Origin of the sequence: Flammeovirga sp. MY04, from assembly GCF_001682195.2 — a bacterium.
GTDB classification, from domain to species: domain Bacteria; phylum Bacteroidota; class Bacteroidia; order Cytophagales; family Flammeovirgaceae; genus Flammeovirga; species Flammeovirga yaeyamensis.
Window position 1 is genome coordinate 1,846,235 of record NZ_CP003561.2, and the last position, 17,362, is coordinate 1,863,596.

A 17,362-nucleotide genomic window follows, 5' to 3' on the forward strand; every position below is an offset into this window, starting at 1 on the left:
ACTTATATATATATAAAATCCCGATCGTATGAATACGATCGGGATTTTTTTTATTTGAAATTGCTTTCTATATTCAAACTACCATAAACACACACTACACACATGCATAAACTTTGGACACCTACTAACACTGAGATTGAAAAGACGCAGATGTATCAGTTTTTTCAAGAATTTTTAGGGGATCAAAATTACGATTACGAGCTTTTTCATCAGAAGAGCGTAGAAAACAATGAGGCCTTTTGGTCGCTTATTTGGGATAAATATCAAGTAAAAGGGGAAAAAGGGAACCCTCCCTTTATTGTTCCAGGAAAACATATTTCGGAGACACAATGGTTTCCAGAAGCCACTTTAAATTTTGCTGAAAACCTCCTTTCAAGAAAGGACGATAAAGTGGCTTTGGTTGGACGTTTTGAAAATGGCGACCGAAAAAGCATCACTTATAAAGAGTTATATAAATCGGTAGCTCGATTGGCTTATCAAATGCGATTGAATGGAGTGGAAAAAGGCGATCGAATTGCTGGGTTTGTCCCCAACTGCATTGAAGCTATTGTTGCGATGTTGGCCACCACAAGTATTGGGGCTATATGGACATCTTGCTCACCCGATTTTGGTTATCAAGGTGTTTTGGATCGTTTTGGACAAGTGGCTCCGAAGATGATATTTACTGCCAATGCTTATTCTTATAATGGGAAAAAACATGGCTGCTTGGAAAAGGTTCATCAGCTTGCTGAACAAATAAGCAGTATCGAAAAGATTATTGTTTTTGAGTATTTAGATTACAATGTTTCCTTAGAAGATATTGTTCAGGCAGTGCAATGGAACGATTACACCGATAATAATGCGAAGGAAATCGTTTTTGAACAGGTCGAATTTAATCACCCACTATACATTATGTATAGTAGTGGTACTACAGGTCAACCGAAGTGTATCGTTCATAGAACGGGCGGCGTGTTGTTGGAGCACATTAAGGAACTTCGATTGCATGTTGATCTTTCGGAAGAAGATGTCTTCTTTTATTATTCCACTTGCGGATGGATGATGTGGAATTGGTTAGTCAGCGGTCTAGTATCAGGTTGTACTTTGATATTGGCAGATGGTAGTCCATTTTATCCATCACCCAACTATTTGATAGATCTAATTGATGAGGAAAACATCAGTATTTTCGGGGTGAGTGCTAAGTACATTAGTGCTTTAGAAAAAGCAGATATTCATCCTATGAAAACCCATCGTTTAGAAAAACTTCGATCAATTCATTCTACAGGATCTCCGCTTTCTGTAGAGAGTTTTCATTATGTCTACAATTCCTTTAAGAAAGATGTGGTGCTCAGCTCCATTTCTGGAGGAACTGATCTGATTGGTTGTTTTGCTTCCGGTAATCCCACGGTTGGTGTTTATGCCGGCGAATTACAATGCAAAGGTTTGGCACTTGACTTAGATGTTTTAGACGATAATGGGCAATCTGTTCGTCAAGAAAAAGGAGAATTGGTATGTAAAAATCCTTTCCCTACCATGCCTCTCTATTTTTGGAATGATGAAGGAAACAAGCGTTACCACAATGCATACTATGCTCGTTTTGATAACATTTGGGCACAAGGCGATTTTGCCGAAATCACCTCTAATAATGGAATGATAATTTATGGTCGATCGGATGCGGTGCTCAACCCAGGAGGAGTACGTATTGGAACAGCAGAGATTTACCGACAAGCCATGAAAGTGGAAAGCGTAAAGGAATGTATTGCCGTCGGACAAGACTGGAAAGACGACTGCAGAGTGGTCCTTTTTGTGGTGATGAAAGATGGTTTTGAATTAAACCATAGTATTCAAGATGAGATCAGAAATATCATCAGAAAAAATGCAACGCCTCGACATGTTCCTACCAAAATTATAGAGGTAAGTGATATTCCTAAGACAAGGAGCGGAAAGATTGTGGAATTAGCGGTGAGGAATGTGATACATGGTCGAGCAGTGAAAAATACTGATGCTTTACAGAATCCTGAGGCGTTGGAGTTGTATAAAGATCTTAAGGAATTACAAAAGTAATTTACTCGTATCAAAAACCCAGGAGCTAATTCCTGGGCATTTTGATACAGAGATTATTCTTCTCTAAATACTTATGCTGTTTATTGGTAATTTTTAATGTGTATTATTTTTACTCCTCCACCTCGACCAACCCAAAAAACTTCCCAATCTCTAAAGTACTATTGTACCCCGTCTGAAGATAATATTTATAACTCTCATTATTGGGAAGATGGTCCATTGGTAACCCGTGGTCTAATCCATCCATAATTACTTTTTGAATTAGAAGATTTTTGGATTGATATTTTGATACTTGAACAGTGTATTGATCATTTATTTTCTTAGAAGAGGAATGACGTTCCATCCGCATAGGGTCTAATTGATAAAAATGAAAAAACTGTAGAAGTAGTTGCTCTGCGTTGCTTACATTCACCACCTTATCCTTATTTCCATGGATAATCATCATATCGGGCTTTTGGGCAGAGGTAAGTACGTCTTGCGTCCAGTTGATAGTACTCTTTTGCATCAATTCTAAAGCTTTCGCCATGCCAACACCATCAGTAAACGGAATTCCAGCAATGATACAACCTGCATCAAACAATTCTGGATAATTATGAAGCAAGGCATTCGCCATCACTCCACCTGCAGACAAACCATTGATAAACACTTTTGAAGTGGGATGCTTCTTTTTGATGAAATCAACCATTTCTGCAATAGATTGCACCTCGCCACTTCCCTTCGTCACGTCTTCTTTATTGTACCAATTGAAACACCCGTATTGTTGGTTTTCCAGCTTTTGTTGAGGATAGATGACTCTAAATTTTGATTGATTGGCCAATACATTCCAACCACTATATTTTGCATATTCCTCAGCATTTTGACCACAACCGTGTAATACAACTAACAAGGGTAACTCTTCATTATCAGTTCCATTTGGTTGATAAAAGTACAGATCAAGTTCTCCTTGATTCGTTCCAAAATCTTCTATTTTCTGCATGTGTTGTGCTTCTATCGTATTGATGATCATCATGAGTAGGAAAGATAAAAATAGATATTTCATTTTAAGAAAGTTTTAAAGTGGATACTTCTTTCACCATCGTTTCAGCTTCTTTTTTAAGAGTAATTCGATCAATTTTACCTGTCTGACCTACAGGAAATTGTGAAACCATCTGATAATGTTTTGGGTGTTTAAACTTCGCTAAATGTCCCAAACAGTGTGATTGAAGCTGGTCTTTCGATAACTCATCACCTTCTTGTTGAATCACAAAAGCAAAACCTACTTCCCCCCACTTCTCGTCTGGGACATAAGTAACAACAACATCTTTTACACCATCGCACAACATCAACACTTTTTCAACTTCAGAAGGATAGACGTTTTCGCCTCCCGAAATAAACATATGCTTCTTTCGGTCGACGACATAGTAAAATCCTTCTGCATCTCGGGTCAAGACATCACCAGTTTTAAACCAACCATTAATAAATGCTTTTTGAGTAGCTTCGGGATTATTCCAATAGCCCGGAGTAACTAAATCGCCTTTACAAACGAGTTCCCCTTTTTCGCCATCATTCACTTCTTTTCCATCATCATCAATTAGTTTAATTTGAGTATAAAAATTAGGTGTGCCAATCGAACCAATTTTTCGGATGGCATCATCATGATGTAAGGAGAATATATTGGGTCCGACTTCAGTCATTCCAAACCCTTGTCGAATATCAATTCCTTTTTCTTTCCAAAGATCAATAATGCTTAAAGGCAAAGCTTCCCCTCCTGTAATGATGAATTGTAGTTTAGGGAAAACGGCGCGTTTAAATCGTTTATGATCACACATCAATTTTAGCATAGTAGGCACCAAGAACAATTGAGTAATTTGGTCGTATTCCAATAAATCAAAAACCAAATCGATATCAAAATGAGAAAGGATAGTGGCAGATCCTCCATGAAAAAACATAGGAGTTAGCATCACATTCCAACCTCCCGTATGAAAAGGAGGAACACAAATCAAAGTATGATCTTGATCTGTAATACCCAAACGAAGTCCGGTATTTACCGCATTCCAAAACATCATTTTATGAGTGTACAAAGCCCCTTTTGGAAAACCTGTAGTACCAGAAGTGTATAAAATAAAGAGTGGATCATCTTCATCAACAACAAACTCTTCGAACAATGAAGTGGTAAGCACAGAGGACTTTTTAATAAACAAATCTTCTAATAAGGAGGTCATCATCAAATAGTCTACTGAAGGTAATTCTGACTTTTGAGGCACCTTTTCAATCAACTGATCTTGCACAAAAAGAAGCTTAGGAGAAGCATCATTTATAATGTATTTCAACTCACTTTTTGATAATCTATAATTGATTGGAACAAGTACAAATCCCACTTTTTGAGAAGCAGCTAACAAATAAATATATTCAATACAAAATTCAGCAATCACTCCTATTCGATCACCCTTTCTAAGCCCAGCTTCATAAAGATTCAATGCCAACTGTTCACCCTTCTGGTTAATCGTCGCATACACTTCCGTTCTTTTCTGATGAACACTATAAATTGCCTTCTTATCTCCTAAATAATCCGCCCATTTTCCGATCCAATCCTTACTCATAATGTTGTTCTTTTAAAGTTGATAAGCAATACTTCCAAAGGTCAGTCCTCCACCAGATCCGATGAGAAAAACCAAATCCCCTTTTTTCACTTTCTTCTTTTGAATAGCCTCGTCAAAAGCCATTGGAATACAAGCCGATCCCGTGTAGCCATTTTGATGCATCACCGTTGTGGTTTTCTCCATTGGTTGATCCAATAATTTCATCGTCTCAATAATGCTATTGATATTCAGTTGGGTGAAGAAATAATGATCGACATCCGAAGGAGATATATTGATTTCCTCACAAAGATCTCGAGCCATCTTCGCCCACATGGTATGATTCAAATCTCCTGGAAACCTTTTGATAAACTTGAGTTGATGATCTCCATTTTCAATCACTTCTGGGGTGGTCGGTTGATGAGAAGCCCCTGCATAAATTCCCATCCAATCGGCATACTGTCCCTGTGAAATCAAATTACTTGATAAATACCCTTCATTCTCATCAATAGTGTGTCCCATAACAAACGCCCCTGCCCCATCAGCAAAAAGTGTGACCGTTTTCTTGTCGGTTTTGTTCAAGTATTTACTCATCGCATAAGCACCCAATACCAACACTTTGTTGTATTTCTTATCCGAGGCGATGTATTTATTGGCTATATCTAAAGCCGTAATAAAACCTGCACAAGCAGAATTGACATCAAAAGCCGCGGCATTTTTTGCTTGAAGTAGATCTTGAAGTTTAGTGGAAGTGGAAGGAGAAATGTATTCCGGCGTATCCGTTGCGACAATAATCAAATCGATTTCCTCTACCGATATTGCCGCATTTTCTAAAGCCGTTTTTGATGCTTGAAGACAAAGGTCTAAAACAGACTCATCTTCTTCACACCAGTGTCTTTGATAAATTTGCGCATTATTCTCTAACCAATCACTGACGTTTTCGCCCAAAGCTTCATCAAAATATTGATTACTTATGGTTCGTTTGGGGACGAATATCCCTGAACCCAAAATTTTTGATTTTCTCATCATACTAGAATTTAAACCACCATGCCGCCGTCTACACTCAATACTGTTCCGTTTACATAATTCGAGTCATCAGATGACAAGAATAAGTAAGCTTTAGCAATGTCTTCTGGCTTGCCCATCTTACCCAATGGAATTTTGGATTCAATTCCTTTTAATACTTCTTCAGGTACTTTTTGAGTCATCTCTGTGGCAATAAAGCCAGGAGCAACGGCATTTACATTAATCCCTTTTCGACCCAATTCTCTCGCCCACACTTTGGTCATACCAATAACGCCCGATTTGGCGGCGACATAATTGGTCTGCCCAAAATTCCCGTATAAACCAACTACTGAAGATGTATTAATAATCCGACCACTTTCTTGTTTCAGCATCTGATCGGCAATGAGTTTAGTACAATTGAAAACACCTGTGAGGTTGACATCAATGACTTGTTGCCATTGTTCAATCGTCATTTTTTTAAGTGAAGCATCTCTTGTTATTCCTGCATTGTTGACAAGAATATCCACTCTTCCAAATTCATTGATAAGATATTCCACTGCTTTTTCAACCAATGAAAAGTCTGAGGTATCTACTTTCATAAAATGAGCACGACCTCCTGTTTCACTAATCATTTGTATGGTTTCCTCTGCTTTTTCTTGATTAAGATCCCAAATAATTACCTGTGCCCCTTCTTTTGCGAAAAGTAGACTGGTGGTTTTACCTATGCCAGCGGCACCCCCTGTAATTACAGCGACCTTATTGTTTAATTTATTCATGTTGTATTTAGTTTTAGATGGGTTTAAGGGTGTTGCTTTAACTGTGGTGACCCACGGTTGAAACCGTGGGCTTGTGATAATTCTTCTGACAACACTAAAGTGTTATCAGATTGAGTTTAAACAACACCCTTTCTTCTTAATTCTAGTTGTTTTTTCCGATGAACCCTGGGATGTTATACTTCACTTCTAAAGAGAATAATCTACCTGTTGGAGGTGCTGCTGTAAATTCTCTCATTTCCGTATTGAAAAGGTTCGTTACCATTCCAGCGACAGTTAAGTGGTCGTTGATTTTATATCCTGCTGAAATATCGAATGTGATAAATCCGCCTAGTGGACCATAGTTGAAAGCATTTGCACTTCTTGCATTTTCAACTACTGGAACACCTCTATAGACTAAATCTTGTGTCTTTGCTGCAATTTGATAGCTTGAGAAGTAATCGTATTCTTGTACCCAACGAGAGAATATTGTACCGAAGAATTTATTACCATGATAGTTTATCCCCATTGATGCTTTATTTGTTGGTGCATTAATCAATAAGTCCAACGAGTTCACTACGCCATCCTTATTAAAATCGTTGTCTTCGATATTGTTTTCGTCGATTTCATATCCAAAGTAAGAATAGTTTAAAGTAGCACTCAATTTATCACTGAAGTAATAGTTTACTCCTAAATCGAATCCATAAGTATCAAACTGACCGAAGTTCACGTAAGTGAATACCAAACCCTGCCAAGCATCATAACCTGATTGAACGTTTTCGATAGGTTCATTTCCTCTTTTTGATGCCACTCCAATATTCGTTACTGGACTCAAGAAATTCTCCGACATATTGTAGTAAGCATTAGCATCAATAAATAGTTTATTCTTGATTGGCTGACCTTTATACCCCAACTCTATCGTTTGTAAACGTTCCACTTTTTGTTTCTCGACCATGCTTCCATCTTCCATAGTAAATCCTTCAGCATTACCTAAAATTAATCCACCGAATAAATCACCATACATGTTTAGAATTGTTGGTGCTGCAATACCTTGACCGTAAGTTAAACGCACTGAGTTTTTACCAAATGTCTGTACCAAAGCTGCTTTCGGAAGAACATTAAACCCATATACTTGATGGTTGTCTGCTCTCACTGCAGCTACAAATTTTGTTCCTGTAGGCAGCTTCATTTCAGCTTGACCATACACCCCTGTTTGATCAATTGTGATGTAATCGTTTTCGTCTTTATCCAATAAATAAGTACCATGAGAATTCGCCATATCCCTTTGCCATTGTCCACCAACTACAAAGTTAAACATGCCGATTTCTTTATTGTATTGCACTTCTGCATTCCAACGTTTGGAGTCGTCTACGAATTTAGCACTCTCGAACGCTGCAGCTCGAGCTTCTGCTTCTGATAAACCTGCTCCAATCCCTCCATAATATCCTTTTGTATAATCGGAAATGGAATAGGTTTTATCTGTTTTTGATATCGTGTGATATACTTGTGCAAAGAATCCTTTATAATTTAATTTGGCTTGTAAATAGTGCACTTGCCAATCGACTATCTGATTTCTACCCACATTGGTAGGGGCTAAATATGTACTGTTACTACCCCCATAATTTAAAGATAAATCCATATCATCAATAGGTGAATAAATTACTGAAGCCTCTCCTCTCAAGAACTCGAAGTTTCTATCCAAGTCCAATTCTTCTACAGGATTGGTAGGTGTTAGGTACACCGAATCTACATATTCAAACTCCTCTCCTCTTGAGTATTCTGCTGTTACTTTATAAGCAAATTTATCGCTTACCTTTTCTGCGTGTCTTAATCTGGTAGAGAACATACTTTGGTTACCCACGTTCATGGCAATAGTTGTTCCTTCATGTTTACGCGGATCTTTAGTGATGGTGTTTAATAAGCCGTTGTGCGCATTTGGTCCGAACAAAGCAGCATTAGGTCCTAATACCAATTCTACTTGTTCGATATCTTCCTTTACGGTAGTATTCATTGGTCCCAATGGCAAGCCAGTAGCAATTAATGTCGATAATCTACCGTCGGTCATCTGTAAATTCTTAGCATTGAAGTTACTGTTAAAACCTCTCACATTGATACCATGACCAACCACACCCGCTCTAAAATAATCTACCCCTTTTTGTCTTGATAGTAATTCCCCTGCCGTCATTGATGGCATTTGAGAAATTGTTTCCGCATTGATTACTTCAATAGTTGCAGGCGTTTCTGTAAGTTTTTCTGCTTTTCTTGATCCTGAAATAACTACCTCATCAATCATAGTGCTTGCTTCTGTCATAGCAATACTAAGATCAGGAAGGGTTTGATCTCCAATCGTTACTTTAGAGGTTTGAGTTTCAAATCCGATGTAGGAAACTTCAATGGTTTGTTCTCCTTTTGGAACATTCAAAATTTGAAACATTCCATCTGATTTTGTTACGGTTATTAGTTTAGTTCCAACTACTTTAACCGTAGCACCAATCAAAGGTCCACCATTAGCATCCTGAATTTTTCCTTTAAGTGTTGTACCAGTTTGAGCATGAGATTGAAATGCAAACAAAAGCATGCAGATCAAAGAGAGTAATAAATTTTTCATTTCAGTTTAGATAAATTACTGTAAAATAATAAAAATATGTTGGTTAGCTAGTTTAGTTGAAGTGAAATTAGTTTTATGTGGTTTCTACCTCTTTTATTCGTTCCGAAGATTTAGATAATCCTGTGATGAGATGAAGTATAATTGCCGAACAAATTGCGGTGATAATGGCAATGGCAGCAGCTACACCAGGATTTCTCACTTCCTCTTGCATATAAGGAGTGATTCTTCCATAATACAATCCAAAATGAACAATGATAGCAATTACTGCACTCGACATGGCTACTTTTGCATTCACTTTGGGGAAGAATAATCCACAAAGTACAGGAATAAATGCCGCCGAGAAGTAGGCATAAACTCCATTCTGAGCAAAGATGCCTACACTTAAATCAGGTGCTATTAATTGTTGATAAGAAAAACCAAATGAGGTCAACATTAGAAAGATAACTACCCATTTTCTAGAAGAAAGATGATTGGAAGTGTCCTCCGTTTTAGTGAAAGATAAACGTGGGAGTAAATCAAAACTAATGGTCGCTGTTAACGATTGAATTAACCCTTCAAGTGTCGACAAACCTGCAGATATCAACCCAATTGTTATAAAAAGTCCCAACCCATAAGGGAGTGTTTGATTTACATAAGTTGTGAGTACATTATCTAATGCTATTCCTTGATCATTAAAAGTTAGAGATGGAAAAGATAGACGTGCATAGAAGCCAATAAAAATAACACTGAAGAAAAGTATTTCAGTAATTATGGCTACCCACAAATATTTTTTTACCTCACTTTCCTTTTTGATTAATAATGATTTTGTAATGATGTGAGGTTGACATACTACAGCAATACCTACAATCACCTGACAAAGAATCACCTCGAAAACATCTCTAAAGAGTGGACTTTCAACATTGGTTAAAGAAACCAGATTTTGATCTATCTGACCTAATTGATCAAAAAATGAAATATCTTGAACAAAAAATTGATATCCTGATGCAAAGAGTACGATGGAGATCACTATCATTAATGAGGCTTGAACCAAGTTGGTATAGACCATCGAATTTGCTCCACCAAAACCTACATAAGTAAAGACAAAAAGTATAAAAGCAATTAATACAGGTAATTCATTCACACCTAGTATGGCTGCAATTACTTTGGAAATACCTACACAGATTAAAACCACAAAAGTGATGAGCAATAATGAAAGTACAGCAAACAAAGTTGTGAAGTTTTTGTTATTGTACTTCTTCCCTATCCATTGTGCCATTGTTAAAGCTTTAATTTCTTTTCCTTCCTTACGAAATTTCTTTGTAAAGAAATAAAGGCTTACTAATGCTCCCACCGGTAAAAAAACACCTAAGGCTAGGAAGGCACTTAATCCATAATAAGCCACAAAACCAGGGTTGATAATAAAGGTGGCTGCACTTGTAATAGACGCCGCCAAAGACAACCCTAAGACCACTGGAGAGAAGTGAATACTTCCCAAAGCAAAATCCTTAGACGTCTTTGTTCCTTTAGCACCGCGTATAGCAAAGTAAGCCATGAGTAACATGTATCCTACAATACATAACCAACCCAATAGTTCCATAATAGTATTAATTTTCTGTGTTGTTTATGTACTCAATGTAGATATTCTCTTTCCTTACATGCTTGATTTTCTTGTGAACATCAGATTCTTTTTGGTGAACGTTCGATTTTTTTAGGTGAGCAAATTATTAATATTCTGTTTTGGGTAAATAAAAACTAAACGAAGTACCATTTTCATTATTGGAGGTAATTTTTAATGATGTATCGTGAATCATCAAATAGCTAGCACAGAGGGATAAACCAATACCAATACCTTTTTCACCATCAGTTCCTAGCTTAGTATAGTAGATCTTATTTTTGATTTTATCGATTTCATCTTCACTCATTCCAATGCCTTTATCTTTTACTTCCACTAATGTATATTGTAGATGATTCTTCACCATCACTTCTATTTTACCTTTTTCTGAAGTGAATTTATAGGCATTATTTAAAAGATTTCTGATGACAAAATCAATCATCTTATAATCGGCAAAGACTATGGTATTTTGAACCGTTTTTTTATAATCAAATTGTAAGGATTTCTTTTTAAATGAGGCTGAATACAGTTCCTTATTCTTTACTATAATCTCATCAATATCAAACAATGATTTGTTGACTTGCCCTTCTTTTATTTGTAGTGTCGACCATTCCAATAGGTTTTCAAGTAAAATTGAAAACTGTTGTAAAGTATGATTTGTATCCATTGTCAATTCCTTTCTTTCCTCCTCCGTCAACTTATCATAATGCTGAGAAAGTAAATTTAAATAGGAATCGAAAGTGGCTAATGGACTCCTTAAATCATGTGATATGATAGAAAATAATCGGTCTTTCAGATTATTGAGTTTTTGTAAAGAAGCTTCTGATGTTCGTAGATCGGCTACCGTTTCTGCTAATTCTCTTGTTCTTGCGGCCACTTCTTCTTTCAACTTCACTTTCTGATTAGAAATCAAAAGCTGTTTCTCCAAATACATATTCTCTTTGATGCGTTCTTTTTCTTTCACTTCGTTTAAAAGCTGTTGCTGAGATCTTTTTAGACGATCTGCCAAACCAAAAGAAAAGAGAATCACTTGAGCGACTAAACCTACCTCCGTAAAATATTCTGTAAATGGAAGGTCAGAAAGTAGACTGACCTCGTGCATAATCAAGATGATTGCTGCACATACAAAAAGTATATTGGCCATAAAGAAATAAAAGGCGGACTTCTCTCCTTTTCGGTAAACGATGAAGGAGAATAATAACATACTCGATAGAATGCAGGCCCCAATTAAGCCGATAAATACGGTGGCTTGTTTTAGGAAATCATAATCTGTAAAGTAACTGATTAACCCCATCACTATAGGAATAATATAGAGCAAGGTAATGCCGTTTAAAAATGTATTTCCTAATGGTAAGTGTTTCTTTAAATTAAGGTATTCTTTAGTAAAAAAAGACCGAGCAATTCCTGTTATCGGAACAATAAGAGTGAAACTATGAATATCCCAAATAGCTGCATCAGCCCATAACAGTTTTCCACTTAATCGGTGAAAAAAGAGCAAGTACAAAGCACTCCCCACTACATTGACCACATAGTAAAAATAACTAATGTCTTTAATGGCTAGAAAGATCATGAAGTTGTACAATGCCATGGCAATGATTACTCCAATAAAGAGTGTATGTATATAGTTACGTTCCTCCTTTTCTAAAAGGTATTCCTCTTTCGGAAGCAAAGTAAAATCCAATGCCTTTCCTCCGTAAATACTCACATGTGGAATAAGCTGAACAATTATTTTTTCTGTGGATGATGGTAATAAGACACTGTTATTCTCAAAAAAATCGTGGTAAGAATAAATATTACCATTCTTTCCAATCAGTTGAAGATTTGATGCATCATATACTAATATCTCTCCCCAATTATTTGATGTAAATACCATTTCTTTTCCAACCTCATTCTGAGGGATTGTCACCAATAACCAAAGACAATCTTCGTTCGATAAATGACTCCTTTTCTGTACCTGATTCGTATTTAAGGCACTCGACGCTTCCTTTATGGTCAACAGTGGAGCCTTGTCTTCGATAAGGGTAAAATCGATTTTTTCTGAAGGATGTTCATTGGCTAAAGTAGTAGAAATAAACATCAAAAAAATAATGGAAAAGAGAATAGATAGGTGCCTCATTATGAAAAAAGTATATGAGATGTTTAGGTAAATTAGTAATTAATCATTAATATTCAAATACTATAATTTCATAACCGATAAATACAATGCATAACATAAAGATTGTAATTGTAGAAGATGATTTAGTGATTAGCAAGAACCTAAAATTCACTTTAGAAGACTTAGGTTTTGATGTTTTATCACTTTTTAAAAGTGGAGAAGAATTACTGGATCAACCTCAAGAACTTCCTGATGTTTACCTTCTAGATATTGAACTAAAAGGCCCCATGAACGGCATTGAATTAGCCAAAAAGCTAAGAATGTCTTTTCAAGGACCTATCATTTTTATTACCTCCAAAAGTGAAGAAGAATTGTATCAAGAGGCCAAATCCGTCCGCCCTTCTGCATTTTTAAGAAAGCCTATTGATAAGAATATTTTACGTTCGAGTATAGAATTGGCCATACAACAATTAGAACATGTTACTCACGAAGAAATCTCTTCCAGCACCTCTACTTTTGAGTTAGATGATGCTATTTTTGTGAAATCAAAAAATCGTTTGTTGAAGATTATCGTCAACGATATCAAAGTGATAAAAGCGAATGATATCTATGCTTTGATTGTGACGAAAGAAGGTCAGTTTTTAGTAAATTATTCCTTAAAGTCTTTAGAAGAAAAATTATCAAAAGACGCATTCTTTAGAGTGCACCGTTCCTACATTGTTAATCTAGAATCAATCGAAGGGATTGAAGACAATCATGTTTTAATTGATGGAGAATATATTCCCATCGGGAAAAAGTACCGTGACCAATTAATGGGCTTACTCAAAATATTATAAAGATCATTTGATCAATTTTAAGCATAAAAATGTCCCCCAAAGTGTGTTATGGGGGACCAAGCATATAGTTAATCTAGGTTGTTCATAGTAGCGACACAATGATGTGATCCTACAACATAATTTTCCTCATTGTTACTTTTTAGACCAGTTAATTGATTTATTAATCATCCATAAAAAACCAACTTCACCGGTCACTGTCACTGCGGTTTCCATACCGACTTTCCATCCTCGATTACCTATTGCATAATAAATATCTATCCAAGCATTACTCCTGTTCCAATCTTTCATCACATCGTAAGTGCTTGTAAAACCTACCGTATAATTAAATCGGTTGTTGGTCTGAATATCTACTCCAGAGACAAAACCAATATTTTCTAAGCGGTTTAAATCTTTTCTAATCGTTAAATAGGGCAAAATTTTATCCGATACTTGATACCCATAACCCAATGAAAAAGAATAGTTTCCTTTCATTGCTGGATTTTGTGTATCTGTGGTCGGGTTTACTGGCGACATCCAATCGTTTACACCAAAACGGACGTTTAGAAAGTGCCTAGAATCACTCTTCCCTAATTGTTGCCATGCAGAAAACTCATAGGATTGATCCCATCCTGCCAATTGAAAAATGGTCACCTGTGCCTCTGCTTTTTGGGTGCTTCCCCATAATAGAAATAATAGCAATAACAGTTTTGCTGAACCCGTAGTTATTCTCCTCATATAATAGTAATGATAATTTGTTCAATCGTTTGAATTGTTACGATAAAAATAAAAAAGAGTTCAGATTATTCTGATAATGAATCCTAATACATATAGGGATTTGGTTTTTCAATGGGTTGTGTATTTCTGATAGAGGTTTAAATAATTGTTTTTTGTATTATTGCATTACTTTGATTATCAAACTAAAACTCTTTCTATTTCTACCATGCAAAAGACTATTCTCTTTTTCCCCTTATTGTTTCTTATTTTTTTAAAATCAAATGCTCAAAATAAACACGATTTTTTCTATTTCGATACCCTCGATTATCATCAATTTGATGTTTTGAAGGAGGATATTGGAGATGCTCGTGTGGTACTATTGGGTGAACCTGATCACATTCATGGCAATGTATTTTCAGCAAAATTTGAAGTCATGAAAATGCTCCATGAAACAATAGGGTTTGATATTGTTGTATTCGAAAGTGGTTTTTATGATTTAAATAAATCACATCAAGCAATACAAGAAGGTGAGAGTGTTAAGTTTGCTTATACAAATAGTATTTTCCAGATATGGCATGGGAACGAAGAGTTTCATCCTTTTATGGATTATGTAGCCGAGAAATATGATTCTATTAAAGTCTTAGGAATGGATAATCAGTTAAGTGGTTATTATGTAGTAACATACTTAAGAGAGGATTTCTTACCTTATTTTGATAATGATTTGAGCTTTGAGGAATGGAATGATTTCATGGTTCATATCTATGAATATAATTTGCCTTCCACCTTTGACATTGATCGTTTTATCGAAATTACGAATCAATTAAAAGAAAAAGTAGATAAATCCTCTTCCCCTCAAAAAGACGATTTGTACAGACTTTATACTTTTTGATAGAAACAGCGAAAGACTATTATTACAATAAACCAGGTCAAAAAACGAAAGAGGAATTCAAGGCAAAAGACAGTAATATCAGAGACCGATTGATGGGAGAAAATATGCTCTATCTTTTGAACAAATACCCAAATAAGAAAATGATCGTTTGGGGAGCCACCGGGCATATTATGGGGAGATTAGAAGGGTACAACGAGGAGTTAGACGAATTCTATCCTTTGGGTAGTTACATTAAAAATGAATTAGGAGATGCTGCCTATGTTTTGGCATTTACAGGAAAAATTAAAGATGTAGATCGATTTGAAACTATCGAAGAAGAGTTTTATGCAACAGGAAATAAATATGGATTTTATCCATTACATACTTCTGAAGAAATAAGCAGTACCGCAATTAGTTATGATGAACCAAAAGATGTAAAACCACTCACAGCAGATTGGTCACAAGCTTTTGATGGAATGTTCTTTGTCGATCAACTCAAATTGGCAAAACATAAGGAATATGATTGTGGAGAGAGTTTATTAATTAAGCCGGTAGAATTGCAAAACGATTCTTTAAAAACGACCTACTCTTTCCAATTAGAGAATACAGAGGAAGTTGTTATACCAACCATCTATTTAAAAGATAAAAAGTCCATTAGAAATCAGATTGGTATTGTATACGATGAAAAAACAAAGAAAGTACTCCCTTCTGTGAGTGTTGTGACGACCAATTCCAAAAGAGGTACTGCCACAGATATGAACGGAAAATTTGATATCGCCATCCCTTCACCTCAAGATTCCATTATCATTTCTTCTATTGGTTATGAAACTATTAAAATTGCTCCCTCGGATAGGGATATAGAAGTTTTTCTTCATCAAAAAGTAGATGAAATGTCGACTTTAACTATATCAAGTGAACCTTTAACAGCTAAGAGTATTTTAAAGAAGGTCATCAAATCAATTCCAAAAAATTATTATCAGGGACCGTTTACCAAATACTTTGATAATGAATTTATTCATACCTACCTAAAAGATGGAACGACTTCCTTCTATAAAATAAATTTTGAAGTCTACGATAAAAACGGATACAAGTCGGAGATGATGTTTCCTATACGATATACAGGTTTTAGAAAAGTTTTAGAAGCTTCTTCTTGCCCAATTAATTCCATAGAAAATAAGCCTTTGATTTTAACAAAGTTAGATGAGAAGAAAATGAATCTTGCCCAATATGGAAATTATTTAATAGGCTATGATATCGTTAATGTCAGGCATAACAATTTCCTAAATATGAGTAAGTTCGGTAAATACGATTTCGAATTTTCTGATGTTATTTTTATCGATGGAAAAGAAGTGTATGTCTTAAAGTTTTATACTGAAGAAAACAGTTTTAGAAGTACAGTTATTCTAGAACCGAAAACTTTTTATGGCACAATTTATATAAATGCAGACGATCACGCCATTACAAAAGTAGAGTATTCAGTCGTTCACGATGTAGAGAGGTTGCAACATTATTACCCCTTCCAAAAATATCCATTAGAACCTCTCTCTTTCAGTAATTTATCAGTGACCTACAAAAAAAATAAAGACGGTTTTTACTATGTAAATGATATTATTGCTGAGGCCAATATACCTGGAAGACCTACTTATAGTCACCTCAAAGTGATTAATATTGAAATTGGTGAAAGAGACCGTGAAGAGGGGGAGTATCATTAAACTCCCCATTATTTTTACTTTGTTAGAATAAAGTAATCATCGATACAATCATCAAAATTGGTTGCTCCATTGATGTATTTATTCAAAAAGATGACTTCTTTTCCGATATCTTCGAACGTTCTATTTCCAGAGTTCTCAACAACACCTCCCTTGTACAGAGTGTATTCGTCTTCTATGATTTGAACAGTGACCTTGTTCTCCTCTTTTTGATACGTCCCTTTGAAATTATCAATTAATAATTCAAATTCTGCTTTATCCTCCTCCAAATACACACTTGATACATAATTAAGTTCAAAGGTATTGTCTGAGTAAAGTTTCAAATTCGAACCACCACATGAGAGAGCATCAGTAATGTTTTCTGAATATTCGAATAATAATTGTTTGTCAACTGATCCTTCTTTGGCTTCTCTGTTACAGGACATTAGCACGGCAAATATTGCAATACTAAAAAGATTTAGTTTCTTCATTCGTTTAGTTTTTGATAGATATTAGGCTTTAAGTTTAACGGAATGAAGTTCAGCTGTAAATTTTTATAAAATTAATGGAGTTAGAGAGTTCTAACAATGATTTTGATTAGTGAGGTTTGGTGTTGTTAGTCGAAAAAAAGCAA

The 17,362-nt window shown here is 35.6% G+C and carries 13 protein-coding genes; 4 read left to right on the top strand and 9 right to left on the bottom strand.

The genetic code is table 11. The features are described from left to right. Window positions 1-102 precede the first annotated feature (102 nt). The gene (locus MY04_RS26540) at window positions 103-2,040 is read left to right on the top strand and encodes an acetoacetate--CoA ligase (protein ID WP_066216063.1); all 1,938 of its coding nucleotides are present in this window, start codon (window positions 103-105) and stop codon (window positions 2,038-2,040) included. A gap of 109 nt (window positions 2,041-2,149) precedes the next feature. Here the strand turns inward: MY04_RS26540 and MY04_RS26545 are convergent, their stop codons facing one another. From MY04_RS26545 to MY04_RS26575, 7 genes are all read right to left on the bottom strand, one after another. After that, on the bottom strand, window positions 2,150-3,076 hold the full coding sequence (locus MY04_RS26545) for an extracellular catalytic domain type 1 short-chain-length polyhydroxyalkanoate depolymerase (protein WP_066216065.1): 927 nt from the start codon (window positions 3,074-3,076) through the stop codon (window positions 2,150-2,152). A gap of 1 nt (window position 3,077) precedes the next feature. Continuing rightward, window positions 3,078-4,616, bottom strand: a complete 1,539-nt coding sequence (locus tag MY04_RS26550) for a class I adenylate-forming enzyme family protein (RefSeq protein WP_066216066.1) — start codon at window positions 4,614-4,616, stop codon at window positions 3,078-3,080. 12 nt (window positions 4,617-4,628) lie between these two features. Next, window positions 4,629-5,618 (bottom strand): 3-oxoacyl-ACP synthase III family protein, encoded by a 990-nt coding sequence (locus tag MY04_RS26555; protein ID WP_084006157.1) that lies wholly within the window; start codon window positions 5,616-5,618, stop codon window positions 4,629-4,631. Between the two features lie 11 nt (window positions 5,619-5,629). After that, the gene (fabG, locus tag MY04_RS26560) at window positions 5,630-6,373 is read right to left on the bottom strand and encodes a 3-oxoacyl-[acyl-carrier-protein] reductase (RefSeq protein WP_066216069.1); all 744 of its coding nucleotides are present in this window, start codon (window positions 6,371-6,373) and stop codon (window positions 5,630-5,632) included. A gap of 142 nt (window positions 6,374-6,515) precedes the next feature. Next, window positions 6,516-8,957 (bottom strand): TonB-dependent receptor, encoded by a 2,442-nt coding sequence (locus tag MY04_RS26565; protein WP_066216071.1) that lies wholly within the window; start codon window positions 8,955-8,957, stop codon window positions 6,516-6,518. Window positions 8,958-9,030: 73 nt separating this feature from the next. Next, complete coding sequence (locus MY04_RS26570; RefSeq protein WP_066216073.1) at window positions 9,031-10,533, bottom strand: sodium/pantothenate symporter; 1,503 nt, start codon at window positions 10,531-10,533, stop codon at window positions 9,031-9,033. A gap of 127 nt (window positions 10,534-10,660) precedes the next feature. Next, window positions 10,661-12,664, bottom strand: a complete 2,004-nt coding sequence (locus tag MY04_RS26575; protein ID WP_084006158.1) for a sensor histidine kinase — start codon at window positions 12,662-12,664, stop codon at window positions 10,661-10,663. A gap of 86 nt (window positions 12,665-12,750) precedes the next feature. Here MY04_RS26575 and MY04_RS26580 point away from each other — a divergent pair, with 86 nt between their 5' ends. Then, on the top strand, window positions 12,751-13,479 hold the full coding sequence (locus tag MY04_RS26580; protein WP_066216077.1) for a LytR/AlgR family response regulator transcription factor: 729 nt from the start codon (window positions 12,751-12,753) through the stop codon (window positions 13,477-13,479). A 132-nt stretch (window positions 13,480-13,611) separates the two neighbouring features. Here MY04_RS26580 and MY04_RS26585 read toward each other — a convergent pair whose 3' ends face one another. Then, window positions 13,612-14,193: a hypothetical protein gene (locus MY04_RS26585; protein ID WP_066216081.1), complete on the bottom strand. Its 582-nt coding sequence runs from the start codon at window positions 14,191-14,193 to the stop codon at window positions 13,612-13,614. A 205-nt stretch (window positions 14,194-14,398) separates the two neighbouring features. On the opposite strand from MY04_RS26585, the gene MY04_RS26590 reads away from it, so the two are divergent. Both MY04_RS26590 and MY04_RS26595 read left to right on the top strand, forming a co-directional pair. Beyond that, complete coding sequence (locus MY04_RS26590; RefSeq protein WP_066216084.1) at window positions 14,399-15,061, top strand: hypothetical protein; 663 nt, start codon at window positions 14,399-14,401, stop codon at window positions 15,059-15,061. Next, complete coding sequence (locus MY04_RS26595; RefSeq protein ID WP_066216086.1) at window positions 15,058-16,752, top strand: carboxypeptidase-like regulatory domain-containing protein; 1,695 nt, start codon at window positions 15,058-15,060, stop codon at window positions 16,750-16,752. The genes MY04_RS26590 and MY04_RS26595 overlap by 4 nt, the downstream gene beginning before the upstream one ends. 14 nt (window positions 16,753-16,766) lie before the next feature. Here the strand turns inward: MY04_RS26595 and MY04_RS26600 are convergent, their stop codons facing one another. Further along, the gene (locus tag MY04_RS26600; protein WP_066216088.1) at window positions 16,767-17,219 is read right to left on the bottom strand and encodes a hypothetical protein; all 453 of its coding nucleotides are present in this window, start codon (window positions 17,217-17,219) and stop codon (window positions 16,767-16,769) included. Between the last annotated feature and the right edge of the window lie 143 nt (window positions 17,220-17,362).

Excerpts from the sequence above, each read along its gene's own strand:
- MY04_RS26540 (WP_066216063.1), top strand. The coding sequence starts at position 103 with ATGCATAAACTTTGGACACCTACTAACACTGAGATTGAAAAGACGCAG.
- MY04_RS26545 (WP_066216065.1), bottom strand. The coding sequence starts at position 3,076 with ATGAAATATCTATTTTTATCTTTCCTACTCATGATGATCATCAATACG.
- MY04_RS26550 (WP_066216066.1), bottom strand. The coding sequence starts at position 4,616 with ATGAGTAAGGATTGGATCGGAAAATGGGCGGATTATTTAGGAGATAAG.
- MY04_RS26555 (WP_084006157.1), bottom strand. The coding sequence starts at position 5,618 with ATGAGAAAATCAAAAATTTTGGGTTCAGGGATATTCGTCCCCAAACGA.
- fabG (WP_066216069.1), bottom strand. The coding sequence starts at position 6,373 with ATGAATAAATTAAACAATAAGGTCGCTGTAATTACAGGGGGTGCCGCT.
- MY04_RS26565 (WP_066216071.1), bottom strand. The coding sequence starts at position 8,957 with ATGAAAAATTTATTACTCTCTTTGATCTGCATGCTTTTGTTTGCATTT.
- MY04_RS26570 (WP_066216073.1), bottom strand. The coding sequence starts at position 10,533 with ATGGAACTATTGGGTTGGTTATGTATTGTAGGATACATGTTACTCATG.
- MY04_RS26575 (WP_084006158.1), bottom strand. The coding sequence starts at position 12,664 with ATGAGGCACCTATCTATTCTCTTTTCCATTATTTTTTTGATGTTTATT.
- MY04_RS26580 (WP_066216077.1), top strand. The coding sequence starts at position 12,751 with ATGCATAACATAAAGATTGTAATTGTAGAAGATGATTTAGTGATTAGC.
- MY04_RS26585 (WP_066216081.1), bottom strand. The coding sequence starts at position 14,193 with ATGAGGAGAATAACTACGGGTTCAGCAAAACTGTTATTGCTATTATTT.
- MY04_RS26590 (WP_066216084.1), top strand. The coding sequence starts at position 14,399 with ATGCAAAAGACTATTCTCTTTTTCCCCTTATTGTTTCTTATTTTTTTA.
- MY04_RS26600 (WP_066216088.1), bottom strand. The coding sequence starts at position 17,219 with ATGAAGAAACTAAATCTTTTTAGTATTGCAATATTTGCCGTGCTAATG.